Origin of the sequence: Pseudomonas sp. LAIL14HWK12:I1 (assembly GCF_003202095.1) — a bacterium.
GTDB lineage: Bacteria > Pseudomonadota > Gammaproteobacteria > Pseudomonadales > Pseudomonadaceae > Aquipseudomonas > Aquipseudomonas monteilii.
The window spans coordinates 1-23,886 of sequence record NZ_QJKG01000015.1 but is presented as its reverse complement, the minus strand read 5'-3'; the positions used below and the strand labels follow the sequence as shown (position 1 = coordinate 23,886).

Genomic DNA, 23,886 nt, shown 5'->3' with positions numbered 1-23,886 from the left:
TCAGATCAAACTACCCAACTGGAAGATCGGCAGGTACATCGCCACCACCAGGCCACCGACCAGCAGGCCCAGGATCAGCACGATGGCCGGCTCCAGCAGGCTGGTCAACTGGTCCAGCGCCTGGCTGACCTGTTCCTCGTAATGGCTGGCGGCCTTTTCCAGCATCTGGTCCAGCGTGCCGCTGGATTCACCGATGGCCGTCAGCTGCACCAGCAACGGTGGAAACAGCGGTTCACCCGCCATCGCCTGGTTCAGCCCCTGCCCATTGGCCATGCCCTGGCGCAGCCGCAACACCGCCTGCTCGTGCAGATCGCCACCGGTTACCCGGGCCACCGTACCCAACCCATCCAGCAACGGCACCCCGGCGCTGTAGGACGTCGCCAGGCTACGCGCAAACCGCGCCAGCGCCGCCTGCCCCAGCAATTTGCCGAACATCGGCAAACCCAGCACCTGCCGAGATATCCACAGGCGCGCTGGAGCATGCTGTCGGTACACTTGGCGCCCGGCAAAACCTAACACCGCAGCGATCACCAGCAACAGCGGCGCAAATCGACTCAGCCCTGTGGACAAGTCGATCACCCACTGGGTAAATGCCGGCAAGGCTGCCCCTACACTCGCAAACAGGCCCTCGAATTTCGGAATGACCTCTAGCAACAAAATGGCCGACACCCCCAGCCCGGTCAGCAACAGCAAAAGCGGGTAGATCATCGCCTTGCGCACCTTCTTGTGCAGCGCCCGCCGCTGTTCCAGCATGCCCGCCAGCTGCTCCAGCTGGCGATCGAGCGTGCCAGACTGCTCACCCACCCGCACCAGGTTGCAATACAGCGCATCGAACCATGCCGGGTGACGCTGCAACGCATCCGCCAACCCCAGGCCCGAGGCCACATCGTGTTTCAATCTTTCCAGCAACGCCGCCTGCGCCGCATTGCAGCCACTGCGCCCCATCACCTCGAACGCCTGCAGCAGCGGCACGCCGGCCCTGAGCAAGGTCGCCAGCTGCCGGCTGAAACCCGCCGGGTCGGCCTTCTCGCGGCGCTTCGGCAAACTGAACGTCAGCCCGCTGGCCGGCCGTAAACTGGCCACCGTGATGCCCTGGCGAATCAGCCCGGCGCGCACATAAGCCGGGCTGCGCCCGGGTGTTTGGCCACTGACCGGCGTGCCGTTGGCGTCGGTGCCATGCCAGCGGTAGAGGGGTGAAGATGAAGTCATGCAAAGGTCCTTTTTCTGCCCGTGCGACAAGCCTGGAAACAGCTTGCCGCGTCCATGCAAGGGCGCGCGTCCGTGATGCTCACTAGAGTAGTTCAGCGAAGATGACGCCCAAGCGGGCAGGGGTGACAAAAGGTGTCTGTTCAGGCCTACTGCGCCGCTGCCGGTTGGGGCGCAACCGACCTCAACGTGTTAGCGAATGAAAAAGGAAATACGTTCATGAAAGGGCAACGCGGTATCACCCTGATCGAACTGATGATCGTTGTCGCGATCATCGGCATTCTGGCGACCATCGCCTTACCGATGTACACCAACCACCAGGCACGCTCCAAAGCGGCGGCCGGGTTGCTGGAAATCAGCGCGCTGAAGACGGCGATGGACCTGCGCCTGAATGACGGGAAAGACGTGGGGGGCGTGGCCGAGCTGGGTGGCCAATCTGCCACGACGCATTGTGCGATCACCGCCGGAGGCAAGGCGGCGGATGGCAGCGGGAAAATTGAATGTACGCTGGTGGATGCGCCGGCCAATGTGGTGGGTAAGGCACTGACCTTGACGCGCTCGGCCAGTGGGTGGGCATGCACTACCGACATCGAGGAAGACCTGGCGCCCAAGGGTTGCAAGGGGCTTGAGGGTAGGGGATTAAACTAGCGGAAACAGGGGTTTGCGTTGCGGGTGTTAGCAGTGGTACGTTGCGCTACACGCCGGTGTAGCTCAGTCGGTAGAGCAGCGCACTCGTAACGCGAAGGTCGCAGGTTCGATTCCTGTCTCCGGCACCATCCAGCTGTTCCAATACGTCTCTCCTTGTACACGGAACCCCCTGAAAAGCCCGCCAAGTGCGGGCTTTTTTGTTTCTACCTGTCTCGTTCTGTCTCTAGGCATATACCGATTTTAGGTATACGTTAGGGTATACGCCGGTTCGACGAGAAAACGTATACCTATGGCACGCACCGTTACGCCCCTGTCAGACCCCAAATGCGAGGCTGCCAAGCCGCGGGACAGGGACTACACCCTGTTTGACGGCCAGGGCCTGTTTCTGCTGGTCAAGAAGAACGGCAGCAAGATCTGGCGCATGAAGTTCAAGCGCCCGGATGGCAGGGAGGGGCTGGCCACCTTCGGCAACTACCCGGCGCTGACGCTCAAAGCTGCCCGTGAGCGCCGGGCCGAAGCGCTGGAGTTGCTGGCGCATGGTAAAGACCCTATCGAGAGCGCCAGGCAGGGGAAAATCGAGGCGGCGAATGCCAGAGCCAATACCTTCGGGGTGTTGGCTAAGGACTGGCACGAGGCCTGTTCGAAGAAGTGGTCCCCAGGTCATGCCGCGACGGTGTGGCGGCGGATCGAAACTTACCTGCTCCCGGCCCTGGGCCAGCGCCCGGTAGCAGGACTGAAGACCCGCGACCTGCTGGCGCCGCTCAAGGCAGTGGAGAAGCGCGAAGTTCTCGATACTGCCGGTCGGCTACGGCAGTACATGACCGGCATCATGCGCATGGCTGTCCAGCACGGACACATCGACACCAACCCAGCGGTGGACCTCCAGGGTGCAACCGCCACACGCAAGACTGTCCACCGGCCTGCGCTGGCGCTGGATCGTCTGCCTGAGCTGCTGCAAAGAATCGACAGCGACACCGGTCGCCCGCTGACCCGGCTGGCCACCCAACTCACCCTGCTGGTCTTTATCCGCTCCAGTGAGCTGCGGTTTGCTCGCTGGCCAGAGATCGACGCCGGTCGCTCCATGTGGGAAATCCCCGGCGAGCGCCAGCAGATCGAGGGCGTGAAGAACTCGCACCGAGGCTCCAAGATGAGCACGCCCCACCTGGTACCTCTCAGTCGCCAGGCCCTGGCCACGCTCGAGCAGGTGCGCCAGCTCACCGGACGCTTCGACCTGGTGTTTGCGGGTGATAGCAACCACTGGAAACCGATGAGCGAGAACACGGTGAACAAGGCGCTTCGGCGCATGGGCTATGACACCAAAACGGAGGTTTGCGGGCATGGGTTCAGGGCCATGGCCTGCTCCGCCCTGGTCGAGTCGGGGCTGTGGAGTAAGGACGCAGTAGAGCGTCAGATGAGCCACCAAGAACGCAATAGCGTGCGAGCGGCCTACATCCACAAGGCTGAGTACATCGAGGAGCGCCGGTTGATGGTTCAGTGGTGGGCGGACTACCTCGAGGCGAACCGCGAGAAGCACGTCACCCCATACGACTATGCGCATCGTGCTGAGCAGAATGCCAATGTGGTGCCGATCAAGAGGGCCTGATGCGGACCTTCCATTGGGCGTGGAGACAGATATAGACTGAATGCCATTACTGTTCGGATAGCCAGTATTCGGGCAGGTATCGTGTATTGGCCAGCCTAGCCCGACGGGGCGAAGATCGGACACCCATCCGCCTGGCTGGCCAGCTTTCATCACCGGGCGCTGTGGGAGGCGGTAATCGTGGATACGGACAAAGAGTTTGATGCCTTTAAGGATAATGTCCCGAATGTGCCGATAGATAGGCTGCGCGTCATGCAAGCGCGAGCCAGGAACCTGATACGGGGTCGATCCGAAAGTCAGGTTAGAGAAGCGTGTTCAACCATCGAGTGGCTCACCAGCGAATACTTCTACGCAGAAAAGGAGGCTTGGATTGTTCGTCAAGTACAGACTGGTGGTTCGATACTTCGTTTTCTTCGCTACGAGGATCGAACGGAACACGGTCTGCGAGAACTGATCGATCACAACTATGATATTGATTCAAATGAGTTCGACTATCCCACTGAGGAGAATACGCGGCCACTTGAAGCGTTAGAAGAAGCGATGAAGGGATTCGATCTCGACGACAAGAGCTTTCCGGGCGCGCAGGCGTACGAGTACATCGCAATCTTGACCCTAACCCTGATCGGCCAGGCTATCAGGTCATTCCAGCACAACGAATGGCCTAGCTTCCTGGAAGACGACATCCCGATGATACGCCTCAACACTCTAGCCAACGACGCTGTAGACATAATGGAGGCTGTTTGCCGAGCCGAAGAGTTGAAGGAACAGCACGAAGTGTCCAAGAGGGCTATGTTCCTTCTTCAGTTAAATGAGAAAGAACTACCTGAAAGGGTCGAGGCGCTGGCAAAGAAAAGGTTGTCGCTCTCCGCTAGCCTTGCAGCTAGTGCTCGTCATAAAGAAACAGGCGAGAGTAAGTTGAAGGCGCTCTCGTGCTGGGATGCTACTGGGGCAAATTTCAGTAGTCGAGCTGCGTTTGCTCGTACTAAGCATAAAGAATATGGCGTGACGGAGAGGACGCTGTACGGGTGGATCGCTACTCACGAGCGATCAAGGACCTAAACCGAGCGTTGGCGCTGTGCGTGCAGGCTGTACAGTTTGCGCGCTGACTGTACTCTCTGCGCGCATGCAGGACTGCCGATAGCCGTTTCGAATCATCAACCTGTACTCGTCATCAACAACGGGATACAGCCATGCGCAACATTCGCCAAATCGAGGTAGGGGCCGCCCTTCAGTTCGATCCTGCCAACACCATCATTCGCTTCCCTGAGGTAGAGGCCATCACCGGTCTGGCCCGCGCCACCGTCTACAAGCGCCTCAAGGATGATCCTACTTTCCCCAAGCCCGTATCGCTGAGCAACAGCAAGTCGCGTGGCTCGCCTGTAGGCTTTGTCCTGGCTGAAATCCAACTGTGGGTACGCCAGCGAATCGCGTTGCGCGAGGTGGCCTAAATGAAAAAGAGCCAGCCCCAAAGTAAGCAGGCCAGCCCGTCGCAAGGCAATGTTACCACCAGCACGCCGCCGAGCAAGATCGCCCGGGTACTGGCGTACATGCTGAATGACGGCAGCTTGCAACGCTTCGAGGCCGAGCGCCTAGGCGACCACTGCTTGCACTCGACCATCAGCAGCCTGGCCAATGGCTATGGCCTGAAGTTCCAGCGCCAGCTCGAGCGCGTCCCGAATCACTGGGGCGAGCCTTGCACCGTGACCCGGTACACCCTTCCTGCCAGTGAGCGCAGCCGCGCCGGCGTCGTGCTGGACATGCTTTGCTCGCCGCTGAAACAACGCCAGCGGGTGGCCGCATGACTTACGTCCTTCGCCCAATGCAACTGCTGTTCAATCTGAAACAGGGGCTTGCATCGACTCCCACCCGCATGTATCGTCCGGCTGCCGTTGCAAATTCAGCGGTCAGGTTTGGCGACCTGAACTTCAAGTTGGCGCACAAGCGCCCCATGACCATTGCTGGCGCTTTTTTTGTGCTTGCAATGCTGCTTTATGGTGGCCGTACGTGGGAGACCTTCGGGTCTGCCGGGTGCCAACTTGCCCGGTTCGCCAACCTGCGTACGGCTGCCACCCTTAATCGTTTGGCGACGGTTCGTGGCAGCTCCACATCTCAAGTTGGAGCTACACACATGCAATACGCCCTCAATCCGTCTCGACTTCGTGCTGCCGCGCACCGCGCAATGGCGATCGCTGCCCTTCACGCCGACTCCAGTCTTGCCACGCGCCTCAAGCGCTACAACGCCGCCATGGCAAAAGCCCGCGCCCTGGAAGCGCAAGGCGGTACCCAATGAACAACTTCCCAAGCGTTGCGACCCTTGAAGGTGAGGTGCTTTCAGAGGCGGTGCTCGACGCCCGAGCCATGTGTTCGATGAACTTTGCCAGGGATGAATTCAACAAGCTTTACGAGCTGCTCTACCCCATGTGTTCGAGCCATACGGAAGGGCCGATGTGCGACATTGCACGGCACCTGGAGCAGGTCCGAATTTTCAGCCGTAATTTCTGCTGGGCTCATCGCCACCTGGGAGCCTCGTATGGCGTTGTAGGCGAGCGTGCCGGAATGGATGATGAGGTGATCGTATGACCTCCATCATCCACATGCCTGACGACACCCAAGACGATCTGCGCGACGTACAAAGCGTGCTGGTGCTTCTGAGCATGGCCCTGGCGGTGATTGCCGCACCGACCACGCCAGTCATCGTCGCCCGTGTCACCGCAGTGATGGCGCAGCACACCGCCATGGCCTGGGCTGAAATGCTGGACGGCGTAATTGCTGAGCAAGGGGGTGAGCTATGAGTGCCGTAAACAAAGCGCCCATTACTTGTCGGGACGATCTCACTTTCACTAGCCGCGACGATTGTGGGCGGATGGTCAACTGGCCACGCAATAACCCTGGCGTGGCGGCTGACTGGGGAAAGGGCATCGCCTTTTTCGATAGTGAGATTGCCGAACTGTCGGCCAATGATGAAACCGCGGCGTATGAGGCCATCAGGTTCGCCATCACCGACATGGGCGGTCGTACCACCAATCTAGAGCTGGGCTTTGCAGACGCCGTGGCCAAGGCCGCCGCCCTGGGCCTACGAGCAATGCGCAGCGGCACCGAGCGCTTCGCGCCTATCGACTTCGACGGGGAGTAACCCATGCAAAATCAAAACAGTGCGCAAGCGCTGACGGGATCGGCTTGCCCAAAGAAAGCCACCGAGCTGTTTTACGTGAGCCATCCGAAGGCCGATCGGGCCTTGTTGGGGCCGTTCCTGAGCCAGGCCGACGCCGAATGCGGGCGCGTAGTTTTGCGTAGTGCTGTGGCCGTGGTGACGGCTTGTCTCGTCGACTCACTGGACGAGCTGACCTACTGGCACGCGGTGAACAACGGCCAGGTCTGCCGGGCCTTCGCTGGCGTCGAGGGGGTGAGCCATGGGTAAGGTCATGCCGATTCGCCGCAAGGGTACCGGTGACCCGCCGACTGCTGGCGCCCACATCGACAGCGCCAGCTATGCGCTGCTGGTGGAAACCCTAGTGGGCTTCCTGGAACTGCGCATTGCCGTGGGTGACGCAGGCCGTCACCGTCCCGAGCTGGAGCGTCTGACCGATCAACTCGAGCGGCTGGCCAAGCGTTTCACACCACCACAGGGGGCCGCATGACTGATCCTGTGATCTTGTTCCGTGATGTGCTCCAGTTGGCCTATGGGCCGCTCGACTGGCTGCCCCTGGACGATGGCGATATCCACCGCTTCCACGTCGCCGGGGACAAGCCCGGCACGCTCAACGGTTGGTACTGCCTGTTTACCGATGGCATTGCCTCGGGCGCGTTCGGGAGCTGGAAGACGGGCGGCACCAGCACCTGGTGTAGCCGTGAGCCGGTGGACGCCCGCGAAGCCGAGCAGGTGCGCCAGCGCATCGAGCAGGCCCGGCGCCAGCGGGAGGCCGAACGGCAGCGGCGCCAGCTCAAAGCGGCGGGCCTGGCACAACGCTGGTGGCGTGACGCTCGCCGTGCTGACCCGGCCCACCCCTACCTGGTCGCCAAGGGCATTCGTGCCCACGGCTTGCGCCTGCGTGGTGAAGACCTGCTGATCCCACTGTATGCCGGTGGTGTGCTGGTGAACCTGCAACGGATCGCCCCGGACGGCGCCAAGCGCTTTCTGTATGGCGGCCGGATCAAAGGCGCCTATTCGCCACTGGGGCGCATTACGCCGGGCAGGCCGCTGTGCATCTGCGAAGGCTGGGCGACGGGGGCAACGCTTCACGCAAGCGGCTACACGGTCGCCTGCGCGATGAATGCCGGGAACCTGAAACCGGTGGCGCTGGCGCTACGGGCCGACCACCCCGGCACCGAAATCATCATCGCCGGCGACGACGACCGCGAAACCGAGGCCGAAGGCAAGGGCAACCCGGGGCGCACAGCCGCTCATGACGCCGCAGCCGCATGTGGCGGCCTGGTGACCTTCCCCGAGTGGCCAGCCGACGCACCGCTCACCCTTTCCGACTTCAACGACCTCGCCGCCTGGAGGTGCCGCCATGCGCCCGCCTGATACCAACGTCATCAACCTGCGCCCCGAAGCGCCCAAGGTCGAGCCTGATCGCCCGTGCTGGGGCGTGTACGAGCACTGGGTAACCAATGAGAAGGGCCGCAGGCTCAAGCCCGGCGTGTACTGGCACGGCTTCAAGCGCAGCGCCGGCGACGATGACAGCGACGACGACAAGGCCGACCGCCCGATCACTGACGAGTGGATCGCCACGCCCGTGACCGTCGCCGCTCGCACCACCAACAGCGATGACGGCAGCGAAGGCCGGTTTCTGCGCCTGCTCACCGACAGCGGCCCCAAGGAATGGATCATTCCCATGGAGGTGTTCGGCGGGAGCGGCGAGGACGCCAGGCGGACGCTGTTCGGCATGGGTGTCATCATCGCCTTGAAGAAGCGCGGCCAGTTCATGGAGTACCTGCTGGACCAGCGCCCTGCAGAGGTGTTCTCGACCACCTGCCGGCCCGGCTGGCATGAGTCAGGTGCCTTTGTGCTGCCTGGGCGCACCATTGGCAGCGACAAAGTGCGCTACCAGGCCAGCGCCAAGGGGCAGAACCTGTTCAGCGTGCGGGGGAGCTTGGACGGCTGGAAGACCGAAGTGGCGGCCAAGTGCGAGGGCAACCCGGTGCTCACCCTGGCCATCGGCTGCGCCCTCGCTGGCCCACTGCTGAGCCTGGTGGGCGTGCTTGGTGGCGGTGTTCACCTGGTGGGCGACAGCTCCAGTGGCAAGTCGCTGGCGCAACTGATCGGTTCGTCGGTATGGGGTGACCCCGGCATATTCGCCGCGTCGTGGGACATGACCAAGGGCGGCCTGGAGATCGAGGCGTCCAGCCGTAACGACACCATGCTGCCCCTGGACGAGATCAAGCGGGCCGACCCCAAGCGCGTCCAGGAAATGGCTTACTCCCTCGCCAACGGCCAGGGCAAGGGCACCATGACCCGCGACCGGGAAGCCCGCGGCAAACTGAGCTGGCGCCTGCTGGCGCTTTCCAGCGGCGAGCGTTCCCTATCCGAGCACGCAGCCATCAGCGGTAACGCCGCCCATGCTGGCGCTGAGCTGCGCATGGTGGATGTGAACGCCGGTACCCGCACGCACCGAGCCTTCGATGAATTGCACGGCCTGGAGGGCGCCGACTTCCATCGCCAGCTCACGGTGGCCGTAGGAGCGAACCATGGCCATATCGGGCCAGCCTTCGTGGAGAAGCTGCTGGCCAGCGATGACCGCCCCGGCCTGCTGGAGGACTTCGCCGGTATCCGCGCCCAGTTCGTCGAGGACAACGCTCAGGCCGGGCGGGTGGCGGATCGCTTCGCGGTGATCGCGCTGGCGGGGGAGATGGCCATTGCCTATGGCCTGCTGCCCTGGACGCCGGGTACCGCTCTGGCCGACTGCCAGTTGCTGTATGGCGAATGGTTGAGCCGGGTGGGCGGTGGCAACGCCGAGGACCGCCAGATCCTGGCCGGCATCCTCGACTTCATCGACAAGCACGGCAGCAGCCGATTTTCGGACGTAGAAGACCAGACGCCGGACACCAAGGTGTTCAACCGCGCCGGGTACTGGGAAGTGGTGGGCGCCAAGCGCCTGTACCTGTTTAACAAGTCCGCACTGACTGAGGCCGCCCATGGGCATGGGTTGGCGCGTGTCGTGAAGGCGCTGGAAGGCGCTGGTGCTCTCGCCAAGCACGATACCGACCGGGACAGCCGCAGGACCAAGAAGTACCGCCTGCCTGCTGGTGGGTCTGCCCGCCTGTATGTGATCGATCCCGACGCCATGGATAGCGAAGGCGGTGGCCTATGACCGTCATCACCATCCAACGCCAATGCCCGAATCCACAGGAACCTAAAAACGTGGGGAACAGGGGGAACGGGGGAACAGCCAGCAAATATGCGGCCTGTAGCCGTTCCCCCTTATTGAAGCGTTGGGGAACAGGGGGAACACAAACATGTTTTTGAATATAAGCGCCTGTGCCTTTCCTGATGTTTGGTTATCACTGTTCCCCCGTTTTTCGGGTGGGGAACACGTACCCCCTCTGGAGGCCCCGGAAACACTGGGTGTTCCCCGCGTTCCCCCGTTCCCCCGATTTTTTTTCACAGACACATTTGGGCGTTACGGAAATCCGGGGGAGGTGGCGCCATGAGCCTCCTGTCCAACTTGCTCAATCACATGCCGCCGAACGTTGCTGGCGCAGGCAACCCCCCCATGGCTAAGCGTGCTCCGGTTCGTCCGCACCTGGTGCTGGTCGAACCTGCCCAGTTGCCATCCGGCCCCTACACCAACGCCGCCAATGCCACACCTGAATGGCGCCAGGCCCGCGACCGGTACATAAGCCACGTGATGACCTGCCGGGGCTGCTATGCGCCTGGTGGTCGCCATTGCCTGATCGGTACCGAGCTGCGCGCCACCTACGACAACACGCCCATGGAGGCACACCCATGACGCCCACACCGACCATGCGCCTGTGCGATATCGCCGCGAAGCCAGGTATCAGCGCCAGCACGCAACTCATCACCACCCGGCGTATCTGCCGCAACATCGGCCGCAACCTGGATTCGATCCAGGCTGAGCGACGTGCTCTACGCCGCCAGGCGGGCAAGCTGAAAGCGTTCCTGCCGTTCACCCGCCAGGCCATTGCCGATCTGGAACAGCGGGCGCAGACGCACCGATCAGATGAACGCGACAAGGCCGTGGTGGCGCTGGCGGGATTTGGCCAGTCACTGCTGTTCGACCATGACGGACTAGCCAGCGCCCTGGGTTTCGAACGCCTGTGTGACCTGCTGAGCGTGAACACGGTGGAGCGCGAGCAGGCCAGGCGGGAGGGCGTCACCAACCTGGAAGGCCTGGTGTTCACCCATGCGCTGGAGGACAGCGCAGAACGCCGGGCACAGGAGTGGAATGACGCGCCGCTGTTCAACGCCTGCCATGCGGCCATGGCGGACTTCATCAGGGATTGTCCCGATGGGGTGCTGCCTGACCCCTTCGCACCTGGGGCGCCATTCGGGCCGAAGCTGTCACCCAAGCTGAGGGTGGTGTAAGCCATGGTCATGCTGAAACAGGCTGATTCAGCCGAAAAAATGAGACACCGGGTTTCAGACGATCAGCGCCGTCTGGTGCTGGACCTGCGCCGTCGCCACTCGCTGCGTGAGGTGGCCGAGATCACCGGCCTGCCGCTGGGAACGGTGAAGACCCTGGTTTCACGCTCCGGGGCGTTCCGAGACAACGAGCAGCATCGCGCCTTGTTCACCCTGCCGCCGATCAGCGCCAGCACCGAGACGCTGCCGAGCGTGCCCGAGCTGCCGCCGCAGGAGGCCGTTACCGGCGACAAGGAGGTGGATGCGGTGCTGTGGCTGCGCTCGATCATCAGCACCGGTCAGGCGGCTTTGATCGACCGGGCCATGGAGGGCGCCAAGAAGATCAAGACACCGCTCAATGTGCTGGAAAAGCGGTACCGGGATTACCTGGTGGCCACCAACCCCGGCCACCTATTCGCTGCTATGTCGTCGTTCGGTTTCGCTGACCTGGATGCGCTGGCCACTCGGGCCATCGAGCAGCACCGGCTGAGGCAGGAGGGCGCCGCCCGCTTCGGTGACGACCTGCTGGCCGACACCGAGGCGGAATCGTTCTGTATCGATGCGCTGCGCGGGCTGCGGGATACCGGCCAATTCGGTGACTTCGAGAAGGACCAGGTAGCTGCCCGGTTCCACGCCCACCCTGAGCTGCTGCCGCACACCTTGGCTGACTGCCTGTACGAGCTGAGCTACTGGGACCAGCTCTACCGCCTGCGCAACGCCGTAGACCGGGATGCCAGCGACGGGCCGCCCGACGCGACGGCGCGTGATTGGTTCGTGTTCGGCCTGCTGGCGCAGATCAGACCCCGCGACAAGACCGAGGCCCTGGCCGTGTTCCGCTACCTGGTCGCCAGCCAACGCGACGACATGGCGGAGTCAGAGGCAATTCTTTGCAACCTGATCGGGTGATCAGCCCCATCAACTACCCACGGGCAACTGCCCATAACCAGCGCCAGCGGCGCCAGAGGTACACATGACAGAACCAAGCAACAGCAGCACCTCACAGCCAACACACCGTGAGCGCTTTGCGGAGGCGTGCAAGAGCACGGACTTTGACGAGCACCCAACAATGGTGGCCGGTTACAAGGTCTGGAACGTGAGCGACATCGTGAAGGGTGGGCGTAAGGACTTCGATGGCCCGTACTTCACCGAGGAAGAGGCAAGGATAGCGGCGGAGCTTTGGCAAGCAACACCGGAGCGCAAGTGTGCCCGTGCCGAGGTGACCTTTCACTGCGCGGCCTGGAACCCTGATCCGGAACGTGAAAAGGCCATCCGAGAGGATGCGATGGCCGCTCGCATGATCCTTGCCGAGCTGATCGGCGCCGATGTTCCCAAATCAAGCGCCGCTGGCGCAGAGGAGAAATAACGATGGCCGCTATTGTTCGTAGTACCCCAGAGATGACCACTGTGTACTTGTCGGGCCCGCTGATTCGGAAGTTCTTCCGCAAGAAGGACTACCTGCTGGACAGCCAAAACACCTGGGAGGTGTTTCGGGCCTTGAAGGCAACGCTGGAAGGCTTTGAGCGGGAGATCAAGCGACTTGAGGCGCTGGGCATGAGGTTTGCGATCTTCAGGAACCACAAGAACGTTGGGGCAGATGAGTTCGACCGTGGAGGCGTGAAGGAAGTGCGCATCGTGCCTGTGATTGCCGGCAGCAAACGTGCTGGAGCCCTTCAGACCATCGTTGGTGCTGTGATGATTGTCGTCGGGGCAGTTGCTACAGCAATGGGAGGTGGGGCTTTCGGAGTTCCTATGATGAAGATGGGGCTGGCAGTTGCTGTAGGCGGCGTTATCCAGATGCTCAGCCCCCAGGCCAAAGGCTTGTCACAGAGCGGTGCGCCCGAAAACCTACCAAGTTACGCGTTTGGGTCAGCCAGGAACACCACCGCCAGCGGCAACCACGTCCCGATCTGTATCGGCGAGCGCCGGTGGGGTGGGGCAATCATTTCAGCTTCAATTGTGGCAGAGGATAAGGCTTAAGCTGGGTCACTCGTTCTTTGAATACTGACGAGTTGGAGCAGTATGCAATGAGCGCGAGGTGGTAGATTTGGCCAATCACAAGGAGGATGCATACCGTGAAAAATATTGTCCTGTCTGCCACGCTGATGTGCGCATTGTCTGCTTGCTCAACTTCGCCTGTGCCTGTGTCGGACGCCAAGCCATCCAGTAAGGTCTATGCATTCCAGATCAACCCAGCAGGCCCTTATGGTTCGCTGACAATTGTGCGCGACTCGGGCTTTGTGAGTTCGGGGTGCGACATGGCGATCTACATCGATGGACAACTGGCTGCGAAGTTGGCGACCAAGGAAAAAGCAACGTTCAAGATACCGGCCGGCGAAGTTGTGGTCGGTGCCGGCGTGATCGGTTCGGGGCTTTGCGGTACCGCTGCCCAGCGGAGAGAAAGGGAGGTGACAATTCAGGCTGGTCAGTCGAAGCGGTATCGAGTGTTCACGAGTAGCGAGGCTGATGTGGACCTTTTGCCAACCACTCTCTGATTTGCGTGGGCTACGCACCGGGCAGCCTGGCCAAGCGCACAACCACGCGCCCTATACCTCCCCATTGGACCGCGCCACGAAATGCGACCCCACCGTTTTGTGGCGCGAGACAGACCAAAGCGTCTCACTCGGACCATATCGTCTGTCTCGCTGGGCTGGCCATGCGTAGTGGTAACCAACAGTGGTCACCTGGTAACCAGCCTGGCCGTGGTGCCCGATACACCCAGCGCCAGATTGTTAACAGGCTGGAGGGCGGTGGTGGGCCGCTCCGATGTCAACATTTGTCAACATCTGGACGGGGCGCTGGCGCGGAACAGATCAGCCGGTATCCACCCTGGTATCCACGATATGGGCAGCTCCAGCAGGCAGTGCCGGGCCTGGTTAGCGCAGCGCTTCACGCACGATCGTCACGCAGTCGGCGTGCGCGATTGTGCCGTGGTACGCAGCCAGGTACGCGCTGCTGGTACGCATTCTGGCGTGCGGGTCACAAGTCAGCGAGGCACTGACTCAATAAATGTTTTCCTTTTGGAGTGGGCGCCCAGGGACGCGAACCGGTGCCAGAAGCTTTGAGGTGTGCCCTTGCCAAGCTGGCCCAGGTCGTGAAGTACGCGGAGTTTTTCCAGCGCTTGCTCCTTTGTGAACGTCGGGCCTAGTGCTTCTAGCGCGAGTCGCGCATTGCGTCGAAAGCCGTAGTTCAGCTCGTGCCCGGCCTGGGTCAGGCGATACATGGCCATGATTGTGACCTCCCACGTAGACGAGATATCCATGATAGCCATTGCGCCGGCGTCCGCCTCGCGCCTACCTGTTCGCAACCATGGCTCGCAGTCAGGTTCGCAACCCCCTATGCGCGAACCTTCCGTGCGAACCTGGGCGGCCTGCCTGTTATCAAAAGTTATGATTCCAGGTGGAGGTTTCCACTGTGGTTTCCACGGTATTGCGGCTTCCGGTGACCACCATGCCGCAGTGAATGACCACATGAAAACCACAATGCTCGCTGCCCAGCGTCAGCCGATCCGATCTCAGGTTTTCTCAGGCTCCACTGCGTAGGAGTGGCCAGCGTGCGCAGCTGGTTCGCAACCCCATGTCGCGAACCTGGTTGTGGGTCATTGGTAGATTGGCCCGAACATTCCTGAGTTGATGAGAGCTTCCCATACCTTCTTCATCGCTTGGCCGGTTTCCTGACCTACGAAAAGAGATGATCTGCGCCCATATGGTGAGCCTAAGATGTACGGGCGCATCGTCTCCCAAGTTTCCGCCACCTGCGAAGATCTCCACGTAGGGACTTCTTTCTCCAGAAACAGTGGCATGGCAACCGCGAGAGGAATCATGCCTTTATCAAGGTCTATGCCCCAGTCGCACCTGATCAATACTGGCTGGGCGTTAGGCTGGTAGAACTGAACGTCAAGCTGTTCAGCACTGATCAGAGCTGCTTGGTGACGCGGCAACTGATTCACGGCTTCAATGACTTTCTGAGGCTCCCGGTAGGGGCAAGTGATGAAGCCGTTAGCCAAATAGACATTGTGATCAAGCCCAGCATAACCGCACCGATCGCTTGGCCGCCTGGCCCATAGGCGATCGGATGGCTCGTGGTTGGACACCAAGGGATGCCACGAGGGGTATTCGTCAATGACCGGCCCTAACTCATCAATGATCTCCGCCAGTTTTTCTCGGCTACGCGCTGCCTCGTACGGGTCGGCGCATATCTCCCTGGATACCAGGTATCTCGACGCTTCTTCATATCGGAGGCGTGCCGCTTCGTCTGCTCTAAATGCCATGTCCCTACCCGCCAAAAAAAATGGTTTCGCATTATATGCATATGTTGCGCACGAAAAGATAATTTCGTGCGTGAGTTGATTTTTTATGCTGGCGCTCGCCGGTTTAGGTTTACCCAGCCTTTACCGAATGTGAGACAGGCATGAGACAAAACCCGCCTGGCCCAGGTGCCCGAGGCCAGGTGCTAGAGCGTGCCGGTAAAACTGGCAGTCGGCACCGCCTCACATTGCTGGTGGTGCTGGACGCTACTTTGACCACGCTTTGACGGAATGCGGGCCAGACCGATAGTTGCGGTGCCTGTGGCCGGGCGTCTGAGGTCTGCCCGGGGCTGGAGGCCGTCAAAGTGGGGGCTCTGTCCGTGTCAAAACCTTTGACTGGCCTAAGACGGATTTTGGACAGCTCTGGACGGATCGTCGCTGGTGTTGCGCGGTGGTGCTGGCGCTATGGCGTGTGATGGCTGGCTGTCAGTCTGGTGGCGGGCTGCTCCGGCCGCACGCTCGTCCAGAATCGCCTGGTGAAACTAGACCAGCGCTAGACCCTACTCGGCGGTGAGCGGTGGCCCTCTGCGCTGGATCACTTGCCGGGCTTGACCTGCACCTATGCGTGATGGGCTGGCGCGGGCAACCCCGTCTTATGCCGAGGGACGGATTCTGGACAGGCTCTGGACGGATTCGCGGCACCAGCAGGCGGCCACCAGGATCGGGGAGCGCTTCGGGCGGGGCGTGCGGGCCGGCGTCGTCGACCAACAGACCAACGCCTGTCCAGAATGTCCCGCATCCTTGACAGATCCCTGACGGAAATTCTTGACCAGTCTTGACGGATTGCGCCGCTGGCGCTTGAGCAGGATCGGCTGTAAGCCTTGCTGTAGAAGGGCCGGCGTCGAGTCTGGCGGACCTACGAGAGCGGAAGCTGTCAAGAATTTCCGGGGGGCTCGTCAAGGGAAACCGGGTAGTTCAGAGCCTGACAAAACCTGACATGCTGGGCGCGAAAAGGGGCGGTCAAAGTGACTTGCCCCTGCGCCGCGGGCCATGGTCACCACCACAGCTAGGGATGGTGGATATCACCACGCCCTTACAGCAAAGGTCTCTCCGAGACGGAGATATCCCGAACGCTGGGGGCATTGCCTGGGGCTGGCCAGCCTCGGCGAAACTACCAATATCAATCGACTCGACGGGCGCCAGCGTGTGGAAAACGACACTCTGTGTAGAAATCGACACGGTGGGCTGGCTCTCGACGTGGTACAGAGCCGGGCAAGTTCGGGCGCTAGGGCCTGCCCCCAGGACTACCTGCCCCAGGCAGCGAACATGTGCCAGGCTAGGGTGGGCCCGCACGTCTGACGAGAATGCGCAGGATGGATTTCGCTTGCACTGAGCTTTACCCTAGTAAGGATGGCTAATGGCCTTCATAACCCGCATGGAGCATCTTAAGTGGCGAAAAACTCTGTATACGATTTTCCTGAACATTTCCGTGATTTCGTGATGATGCCGCGGTTCGACGAAAATATTGAAGAACTGGCGAAATTAGTTGAATTGGAGGACTGGGAATATAAATCGACTCATTCTTCTCATCCTCGACCTGTTCTTCGAAATTATTTGACTTATACCTATCGGAGGATTGCGGAAGAGAAAAAGCTTTCAGTGACTCCTGATGAGGAGTATGCATGTTTTAATCTGGGGTTGATTACTCCAAAACAAGAGCCTGTATATATCCTTTTCAGTAAGAACAAGCTGGAAGGTCCTGGGCAGTATTGGCATTTTTGGAAGTTTTGTCGTCGGGGGGAGTGGGACTTGAATAGATTCTCCCAGCTTCCTGATATGGCGCACTACTACGAAGATCCTGCCAGCTTGGTATATGATGCTCGTCAGGAACTACGGGTAAATGTTGAGCATATTATTGCTGACAACCTTGACCGTTTCCCAGAAGCGCTCCGGCCTATGAATCCATACGGCTTACAGAATCTAGTCAAAGGCGCCATTGACTCCGCAGTGGAGCGTGTTAAGCGGAATTATAAAACTGCAATCCCGCAATATTATCAAGGCACTATACAGTTGTTACTGCCACTTACGCTTGTTGACCCTGCGAGGGCCGATTTGGCATTGGTTGCTGAGAGGTTTTCTGGGTTTTATCGAGCGTCCACTTGTTTGACTCTGGATATGGCCTATAACAATGCGAGACAACTGGCCAGACCTGACAGAGACTGGCTGGTCCCTTAACCGGGCAGAAGGCTGATGCTTGGCTGTCAGCCGGCATCAGCCTAGCTCTGTGCGAGCCATCCACGTTGTGAGGAGCTACATGACATGGGCAGCCAGCATTTGGCCTTGCTTCGAGAAAAGTTCGATCATTTCCGGAAGGAGTGCATCTGGATCACCAACTGTTACAACCTCTACAGAACCCTTTATGAGGGAGGGGAGGCTACGGATGCCGTTTTGTTACGTGTGGCCCCGGTATTTTTCCATGACCTGAATAGGATTATCGTCGAACACCTAATCTTGCAGATCTGCAAAATCACTGATCCCGCGGGTGCTGGGCGTCGACAAAACTTGACCGTGGAGAGCTTGAATAAGGACCTCAAGTCCCTAGGGCTCCTTTCGCAAGACCTGATAGAGCAAGCGGTAGAGCTTGAACGCTATCGAGATTTGATCATGCTGGCGCGGAACAAGCTCATTTCACACTTGGACTGGCATTCAGTCCGGGAGGGAGAGCCGCTAGGCGAACATGAGGCGGGTGAAGTGAGTCGGTTTTTTGCCAGTCTATTTCAGTATACCGATCTTGTTGGGGAGGCCTGCGGTGCTGGTCCGTTGGACTATTCGGTTTCTGCGTGTCAGGGCGACGCTATCGATTTATTGCGAGCGCTCCGTATCTCTGTCCAGACGTGAGCCAGGCTTGGGCCATAGGTGGGGGGGAGCCCAGGCCCTTCCAATTCCGCTGCTGGACAGAGTTGATCGATTGGGTGGAGGTCTACCATCTTGACGGCAGGCCGGACCAGGTGGCTCGGCAACCTGATGCAAACTACCCGGATGCTGGGCAGTTATCAGATAGTCCGGCGCACAGCTCACCCACCTGGGCACCACCACATTGAGGGCCGCACCATGTCCATTATCGACTGCGACTATCTACCCGACCCGGAACCGATCACCTTCCCGCCCGAGCTGTCACTACTGATCGTCAGGAAGGCCGCCGCCATGGCCGAGGCATTCGAGAGCAAGGCGCTCGACCAGATGACCATGGACGCCAGTAGGGCGCTTCGCGATGGGATGGAGCCGCGCAGGATCATCAGGCAGATGGGGTTGTAGATACCGGCAAACTTTCCGGCATCCGGCCGGGCGAGGGGTTGCTGTCATAGCAACGCCTGTGCGCCTCCAGCGATTTGGGGTATTCAAGCCCGGCTATACACAACCCCCTGGCCATCGCTTAAACAATGGCTATACACAACCCCCCAAGCATCGTCCAGTTACACGCTCTTGGCATCGAGCTGCTTAGGAAGGATGATGGCCCAAAGCCGCTAAGTTCAGAGGGAGCAGCTGTGACATGAGGTCCGATGATGAGGAGTACAAGCTGTACGAGAAGATCTACCTCGCTGAGGCTGACCGTAAGGAGAAGTTAATCTCCAGGCTGAATCTGCCGCTCGCGTTGATCGTAGCTCTTTTGAGCTTCCTCTCCTACCTGCTTCCCAAAGCCCCGCCGACAGAAACCACCGCGGGAATCTACTTCTGGATTCTGTACTTCGGGGCAGGGATATTCGTTGTCAGAGCGATGTGGCATTTCGCCTGGGCGTGGCGTGTCCGTTTCGATGACCTCGCTATACCGGTGGCCGAAAAGCTAGAGGCACATCGGAAGACGCTGATCGATTACTACGACGGAAGCGTCGAGCAGGCAAACAGCTTCTTCATGCAGATCATGATGGATTACTACGTCATGGGAGCAACGAGGAATGCCACCAACAACGATCGACGAAGCAACGAGCTTGACGGTTTGTCGAAGAACGTCATCTACGCTGTGATTTGGTCGATGATCTCCTTCCTGCCGATCTACATATCTACCCACCCATAGGAGCACTTCATGTCCGAGCAAAAGCCGCCGCCACCGCCGCCGCCACCGATGAGAAACATCAAGAGTGATGTTGATCTACCAAGGCGCGTACCCCCGCCACCTCCGCCGCCACCGGCCCCGAAGAAGGGGTAATGACAAGCCCTCTTAGGAGGGCTCGTTCATGGTTCACCGTCGGGGTACTTTTCGGTTTAGGTATATGTTTAGGTATACAGTGGTGGCTTCATGCTACCTGGAGGCCTTGTTTTACTGGGCTAAAGGTGCCCGATTCGACTCCTGTCTCCGGCACCAGTTCAGGTTCCAGCGAAGGCTACCAAAATCTCTGGAACCCCCGTAAAACCCGCATTCTGGCGGGTTTTTTCGTTATGGCGTTCCGTCGGATTCCGACAGCTGCCAGCCGATTTAGGGGTAACGTTTGGGATAAAGTCGATTCGATAAAGGGGTTTACCCTTATGGCTCGTACTACTGCTCCCCTGACCGACACCGCTTGCCGCTCGGCCAAGCCTACCGACCGCCCGTACAAGCTTTTTGACGGTGACGGTCTTTACCTCCTCGTTTACCCCAATGGCCGCAAAGGCTGGCGCTTCCGGTATGTGAAACCGGATGGGCGAGAGGGGCTGACCTCGTTTGGCAATTATCCCGTTATCGGTCTCGCAGATGCTCGGCAGAAGCGTCTCGAGACTAAGCGGATGCTGGCTGAAGGCATTGACCCGATTGCGTCCAAGCAGCAGGCCAAGGCCGAGGCGGTTGTCAGAGGCCATACATTTGAACGCGTTGCCTTGGACTGGCATAAGGAAATGTCCGTGAAGTGGGCGCCTGGCCATTCCAGGACCGTGCTGAGTCGTTTGAAGACTCACGTATTCCCGCTGCTAGGCGCACGCGCCATCGTCGATCTGGATACCTTCGACCTCATGCAGCCGCTTGAGGCGATCAAGAAGCGCGGCACGATCGATGTGGCCTTAAGGGTACAAAACTACCTTCAGAGCATCATGCGTGAGGCGAAGCGGCTGAGGTTGATCACGGTGAACCCTGCATATGACCTTGAGGGCTTCATCAGCGCGCCACGGGTTACGCATCGGCCTGCACTCCCGCTCTCACGTCTGCCAGAGTTGATGGATCGCATCGAGAACTACAAGGGACGCACGCTCACTCGGCTGACAGTCATGCTGTCGCTACACGTGTTCGTGCGCTCCAGCGAATTGCGCTTCGCACGTTGGAGTGAGTTCGACCTGAAGCGCGGCATATGGGAGATACCGGATACGCGACCCGCGTTGGACGGCGTTCCGTATTCGACCAGAGGGACGAAGATGGCGGGCGATATCCATCTGGTCCCTCTGTCACCGCAAGCGGTGGCGTTACTCGAACAGATTCATGCGATCACGGGGTACTTCGATCTGGTGTTTACCAGTGACGCTCGCTCGTGGAAGCCTATGTCTGAGAACACGGTCAACAGCGCTCTGCGGAACATGGGCTACGACACCAAGACTGAAATCTGCGGGCATGGCTTCCGGTCCATGGCGTGCAGTGCCTTGGTCGAATCCGGGCTTTGGTCAGAGACGGCTATCGAGCGGCAGATGAGCCACAGGGAGCGCAACAATGTTCGGGCGGCGTATATCCACAAGGCCGAGTTCCTGGAGGAGCGGCGAATGATCATGAGTTGGTGGAGCCGTTACCTCGAAGCGAACCGGCAGGAGCATATCTCGCCGCATGAGTTCGCGAATCAGACCGGGGCAAACGTTTCTAGCCTACGAGCAAGGCGTGGCGCAGTCGAGTGAGCGCACGGCTTTGAAATTTCGGTGATCCGCTTTCCACGCGGGTCCATCCAAACAGGGCTGCAAAGCCGCCCTGTTTGGATGGACCTCATCTGAAAAATCAAAAGCACTCAATCTGCCACTGGAAACCACGGGATTCCGTACACGCCCCATGCCATTTTCAACTGCAAAATCCGGCGGGCGAGTCGCTTGACCCTCCCGGATTGCGGGCGTAGAAAAGACAGTGCAAAGGCTGTCGTTGACAGCACCCCAGGTGACCCGAGCCTTCAAGGTCACGCCGCTCTCGCGGTGGCTCTACCCAAGGGCGATTCGCATCCGGCAGCTCGCCCGGTCACTACCCATGTGATGGATGCTCTTACACATATAGCGCTCGTGCGCCAGATACACCGTACCTCGCTGCCCTGCAGCAATCTATCCGCTTGGCCGAATACTGCGCCAACCTGTGCCCGTCTCTTTTCCTGAAAAGAGACGGGCACTTCTACCACTGCTGCAGCCCTGATCGCACAAGGCTTTGCGGCATTCCCCCTCGTGACAATCGGCGTGACAAACGCCGATGTCACCAGCAACAGCGCTGTAGATGATGGTGCCGCAGACCAGGGAATGGACTGCACCTGACTGACAGTCAGGCATGCCCCAGTCATCGCATTGCTGTGTTCACCCGGCTCAGGATCTTCAAGCGCTGGTTTAGTCAGCCAGTACTGCCTCCACCCGCCCACCGGAAACGGTGTTAAGGAGGCCAGATTCATGAGATGCCCTTGCTCCCGGTCGTAAGGAGTCGCCAGTCCCGCGTAGAGGACATTCCCCACAGGTCGCAGGGGCCTTGATCCCTGATAACACTCAGCATTCTTGGCGGGATGACGTGGGGCGAGGATCAGAGAAGCGGCGATGAGGTGATCGACATGGCATTGGTAGGTAGACGCGATGGCCGCAATTTCGGTTACGGCAGGCAGTTAAGTTACGCAGGGCCGCAAGCGCTGAAAGACATGTTCGGCGGCGGTCATTACGGCACGGTCAAAGCGCACTGTGATCGGTGGCAGGCATTCGTCAAATGGTGCCGCTCAGAATGGGGGCCCGGTATCAATGATGCGCGGCAGATTGATCGGAAGGTGTTGGCCGACTATGCAGCGTACCTGCGCGACGTAGTTGGGCGCGGTGACCTCGCCGTCAGCACCGCACAAAACCGGCTATCTAGCGTTAACAGGACCATGGCAGCGCTTCGCGGTGATCAGTACGTGAAGTTGCCAAGCGCGAGTAAGGCGTTGGGCATGCAGCGCACCGGGGTTCGCCACTCGGTGCCGCAGGGCCAAGACCGCGATCAGGTTCAAGAGATCGTCAATGCGCTGTGCAGCCAAGATCATCAACGCGCCGCCGCGATTGTGCTGTTGGCGCGAGCCACCGGTATGCGCTTGCGTGAAGCCATCTTGGCTGAGCTGCCACGGCTAAGCCGCGAGGCTGACGACCTAGGCAGGATAAACATTCAGGACGGCACCAAAGGCGGCCGCGCCGGTGCCTCTGCCCCCCGTTGGATTACGGTGGATGACCATATACGTGACGCACTTAGGTTTGCACAGAAGGTGTCACCTGCGGGTAGCCGCAACCTGATTGCGCCACACGAAAGCTACCTGAGTCTTTTGCAACAAATCGTCCGCCCTGCGCGGGACATCCTGCATGCACACAACCTCAAGGGCTTCCATGAGTTCCGGGCGGCGTATGCATGTAAGCGCTATGAGCAAATCACTCAACACCGCGCGCCTATCAACGGAGGAGAATGTTGCCGGGTAGATCGGAACCTTGATAGTGAGGCCCGGAGACAAATCAGCCACGAACTGGGGCACGGTCGGATCGATGTAGTAGCTGCTTACATTGGAGGGCGCGCGTGAGTAAACCATTCGACATGAAACTGTTCTTGTCTGCGGTTCTGACGGGGTCGTACGCAACGCGGCAGCGCCATTTACGGCAAGCAGAGCTCATCCAAGCGGAGATATCTGATCGTTGGCAGCTCGAAACACCTTGGGCCTGGCGGAGAAAACATGTGGCTTGGTTTCTTGAACATCGCCTGGCTGGACGATGCGAGGCGACTCAGTATTACTACCTGTTGACCGTGCGGCTGCTTGCTCGTCGTTTAGAAAAGCCATGGGTCTTCAAGTGCCAAAGATATGATTGATACTCACGACAAACCGCATTCGGGAAAACTGCCGAGTCCTGAATGACGGCTCTCGACCCATTGCGGCCATTCGCGGAGGGCAATGAACGGCCTATAGCGCCCCTTCGACCATACCGCTCGATGGGTGTTCATGGCGTACTTCGATACAGACATGGCCTAGTTCGAAGCTACCATCTTGGCCCTGTGGGGCTATTCCAAGCGTTGCTACAGTGGGCTCCAACAAACTCCACCCACTGCGAGCAACTACCCATGAACAACCGCCTTGATTACTTCAAGCTGTCTCCCCAAGCGTCCAACAAACTGGTGGAACTCACCCTACAACTGAGCAAGAAACCGCCACTGGCCGATCTTGGCCACCTGATCATGTTGCGCGCTTCGCAGCTCAACGGCTGTGCGTTCTGCGTGGATATGCATGTGAAAGAGGCCAAGATCCATGGCGAGCGCGAGCTGCGTCTTCACCACGTGGCCGTATGGCGTGAGTCAGGGCTGTTTTCGCCAGTAGAGCGGGCGGCGCTGGAGTGGACTGAAGCCCTAACCCAACTGCCGCCTCATGGTATCTCCAACAGCCTGTATGCGAGTGCGCTTGAGCAGTTTTCCGAGCA

At 59.7% G+C, this 23,886-nt stretch carries 30 protein-coding genes and 1 tRNA gene; 28 read left to right on the top strand and 3 right to left on the bottom strand.

What is annotated here, in order from left to right; all coding sequences use genetic code 11:
- A complete protein-coding gene (locus D906_RS25900; protein WP_019097783.1) occupies positions 1–1,209 on the bottom strand; it encodes a type II secretion system F family protein in 1,209 nt (402 codons plus the stop codon).
- A gap of 216 nt (positions 1,210–1,425) precedes the next feature.
- Here D906_RS25900 and D906_RS25895 point away from each other — a divergent pair, with 216 nt between their 5' ends.
- The 20 genes from D906_RS25895 to D906_RS25800 all read left to right on the top strand — a co-directional run bounded on the left by D906_RS25895 (position 1,426) and on the right by D906_RS25800 (position 13,528).
- Positions 1,426–1,854, top strand: coding sequence for a pilin (locus D906_RS25895; RefSeq protein ID WP_027615779.1), 429 nt, complete (start codon positions 1,426–1,428; stop codon positions 1,852–1,854).
- Between the two features lie 52 nt (positions 1,855–1,906).
- Positions 1,907–1,982, top strand: a tRNA-Thr gene (locus tag D906_RS25890).
- A gap of 161 nt (positions 1,983–2,143) precedes the next feature.
- Entirely contained in the window at positions 2,144–3,457 is a 1,314-nt protein-coding gene (locus D906_RS25885; protein WP_097156189.1) for an integrase arm-type DNA-binding domain-containing protein, read from the top strand.
- Between the two features lie 177 nt (positions 3,458–3,634).
- Positions 3,635–4,513: a hypothetical protein gene (locus tag D906_RS25880; RefSeq protein WP_097156190.1), complete on the top strand. Its 879-nt coding sequence runs from the start codon at positions 3,635–3,637 to the stop codon at positions 4,511–4,513.
- Positions 4,514–4,644: 131 nt separating this feature from the next.
- Positions 4,645–4,902, top strand: coding sequence for an AlpA family transcriptional regulator (locus D906_RS25875; protein WP_097156191.1), 258 nt, complete (start codon positions 4,645–4,647; stop codon positions 4,900–4,902).
- Complete coding sequence (locus tag D906_RS25870) at positions 4,903–5,256, top strand: hypothetical protein (protein ID WP_076402512.1); 354 nt, start codon at positions 4,903–4,905, stop codon at positions 5,254–5,256. It abuts the gene before it with no gap.
- Positions 5,253–5,744, top strand: coding sequence for a hypothetical protein (locus tag D906_RS25865; RefSeq protein ID WP_097156192.1), 492 nt, complete (start codon positions 5,253–5,255; stop codon positions 5,742–5,744). Before D906_RS25870 ends, D906_RS25865 begins: the two co-directional genes overlap by 4 nt.
- Entirely contained in the window at positions 5,741–6,034 is a 294-nt protein-coding gene (locus D906_RS25860; RefSeq protein ID WP_097156193.1) for a hypothetical protein, read from the top strand. The genes D906_RS25865 and D906_RS25860 overlap by 4 nt, the downstream gene beginning before the upstream one ends.
- Positions 6,031–6,246, top strand: a complete 216-nt coding sequence (locus tag D906_RS25855; RefSeq protein ID WP_097156194.1) for a hypothetical protein — start codon at positions 6,031–6,033, stop codon at positions 6,244–6,246. The genes D906_RS25860 and D906_RS25855 overlap by 4 nt, the downstream gene beginning before the upstream one ends.
- Entirely contained in the window at positions 6,243–6,587 is a 345-nt protein-coding gene (locus tag D906_RS25850) for a hypothetical protein (protein WP_143503512.1), read from the top strand. Before D906_RS25855 ends, D906_RS25850 begins: the two co-directional genes overlap by 4 nt.
- A 3-nt stretch (positions 6,588–6,590) precedes the next feature.
- The gene (locus D906_RS25845; protein WP_097156195.1) at positions 6,591–6,872 is read left to right on the top strand and encodes a hypothetical protein; all 282 of its coding nucleotides are present in this window, start codon (positions 6,591–6,593) and stop codon (positions 6,870–6,872) included.
- Positions 6,865–7,092: a hypothetical protein gene (locus tag D906_RS25840; RefSeq protein WP_097156196.1), complete on the top strand. Its 228-nt coding sequence runs from the start codon at positions 6,865–6,867 to the stop codon at positions 7,090–7,092. Before D906_RS25845 ends, D906_RS25840 begins: the two co-directional genes overlap by 8 nt.
- Positions 7,089–7,979, top strand: a complete 891-nt coding sequence (locus D906_RS25835) for a toprim domain-containing protein (protein ID WP_097156197.1) — start codon at positions 7,089–7,091, stop codon at positions 7,977–7,979. Before D906_RS25840 ends, D906_RS25835 begins: the two co-directional genes overlap by 4 nt.
- Complete coding sequence (locus D906_RS25830; RefSeq protein ID WP_097156198.1) at positions 7,966–9,765, top strand: DUF927 domain-containing protein; 1,800 nt, start codon at positions 7,966–7,968, stop codon at positions 9,763–9,765. Before D906_RS25835 ends, D906_RS25830 begins: the two co-directional genes overlap by 14 nt.
- A gap of 336 nt (positions 9,766–10,101) precedes the next feature.
- Positions 10,102–10,404, top strand: a complete 303-nt coding sequence (locus D906_RS25825; protein ID WP_097156199.1) for a hypothetical protein — start codon at positions 10,102–10,104, stop codon at positions 10,402–10,404.
- Positions 10,401–11,000 carry a hypothetical protein gene (locus tag D906_RS25820; protein WP_097156200.1) on the top strand — a complete coding sequence of 200 codons (600 nt, stop codon included), beginning with the start codon at positions 10,401–10,403 and terminating at the stop codon, positions 10,998–11,000. Before D906_RS25825 ends, D906_RS25820 begins: the two co-directional genes overlap by 4 nt.
- 3 nt (positions 11,001–11,003) lie before the next feature.
- Entirely contained in the window at positions 11,004–11,942 is a 939-nt protein-coding gene (locus D906_RS25815) for a hypothetical protein (protein ID WP_256579190.1), read from the top strand.
- 64 nt (positions 11,943–12,006) lie between these two features.
- The gene (locus D906_RS25810; protein ID WP_097156201.1) at positions 12,007–12,399 is read left to right on the top strand and encodes a hypothetical protein; all 393 of its coding nucleotides are present in this window, start codon (positions 12,007–12,009) and stop codon (positions 12,397–12,399) included.
- A 2-nt stretch (positions 12,400–12,401) separates the two neighbouring features.
- Complete coding sequence (locus D906_RS25805; protein ID WP_097156202.1) at positions 12,402–13,013, top strand: tail assembly protein; 612 nt, start codon at positions 12,402–12,404, stop codon at positions 13,011–13,013.
- Positions 13,014–13,108: 95 nt separating this feature from the next.
- Positions 13,109–13,528, top strand: a complete 420-nt coding sequence (locus D906_RS25800; RefSeq protein WP_143503513.1) for a hypothetical protein — start codon at positions 13,109–13,111, stop codon at positions 13,526–13,528.
- Between the two features lie 491 nt (positions 13,529–14,019).
- On the opposite strand, the gene D906_RS25795 is transcribed toward D906_RS25800, so the two are convergent.
- A complete protein-coding gene (locus D906_RS25795) occupies positions 14,020–14,262 on the bottom strand; it encodes a hypothetical protein (protein ID WP_143503514.1) in 243 nt (80 codons plus the stop codon).
- A 369-nt stretch (positions 14,263–14,631) separates the two neighbouring features.
- Entirely contained in the window at positions 14,632–15,303 is a 672-nt protein-coding gene (locus D906_RS25790; RefSeq protein ID WP_097156205.1) for a hypothetical protein, read from the bottom strand.
- A 1,425-nt stretch (positions 15,304–16,728) separates the two neighbouring features.
- Between D906_RS25790 and D906_RS25785 the strand changes: the two genes are divergently transcribed.
- From D906_RS25785 to D906_RS25745, 8 genes are all read left to right on the top strand, one after another.
- Positions 16,729–17,514 (top strand): DUF3825 domain-containing protein, encoded by a 786-nt coding sequence (locus D906_RS25785; RefSeq protein WP_110321049.1) that lies wholly within the window; start codon positions 16,729–16,731, stop codon positions 17,512–17,514.
- Between the two features lie 84 nt (positions 17,515–17,598).
- On the top strand, positions 17,599–18,177 hold the full coding sequence (locus D906_RS25780) for a hypothetical protein (RefSeq protein ID WP_097156206.1): 579 nt from the start codon (positions 17,599–17,601) through the stop codon (positions 18,175–18,177).
- 213 nt (positions 18,178–18,390) lie between these two features.
- Positions 18,391–18,594 (top strand): hypothetical protein, encoded by a 204-nt coding sequence (locus D906_RS25775; protein ID WP_097156207.1) that lies wholly within the window; start codon positions 18,391–18,393, stop codon positions 18,592–18,594.
- Between the two features lie 235 nt (positions 18,595–18,829).
- Positions 18,830–19,351, top strand: coding sequence for a hypothetical protein (locus tag D906_RS25770; RefSeq protein ID WP_097156208.1), 522 nt, complete (start codon positions 18,830–18,832; stop codon positions 19,349–19,351).
- 449 nt (positions 19,352–19,800) lie between these two features.
- Positions 19,801–21,123, top strand: coding sequence for an integrase arm-type DNA-binding domain-containing protein (locus D906_RS25765; protein ID WP_054064129.1), 1,323 nt, complete (start codon positions 19,801–19,803; stop codon positions 21,121–21,123).
- An 896-nt stretch (positions 21,124–22,019) separates the two neighbouring features.
- On the top strand, positions 22,020–23,000 hold the full coding sequence (locus D906_RS25755; protein WP_097156211.1) for an integrase domain-containing protein: 981 nt from the start codon (positions 22,020–22,022) through the stop codon (positions 22,998–23,000).
- The gene (locus tag D906_RS25750) at positions 22,997–23,284 is read left to right on the top strand and encodes a hypothetical protein (RefSeq protein WP_097156209.1); all 288 of its coding nucleotides are present in this window, start codon (positions 22,997–22,999) and stop codon (positions 23,282–23,284) included. The genes D906_RS25755 and D906_RS25750 overlap by 4 nt, the downstream gene beginning before the upstream one ends.
- Positions 23,285–23,533: 249 nt before the next feature.
- The coding region (locus D906_RS25745) for a carboxymuconolactone decarboxylase family protein (RefSeq protein WP_110321043.1) at positions 23,534–23,886 on the top strand (353 nt) is incomplete at its 3' end.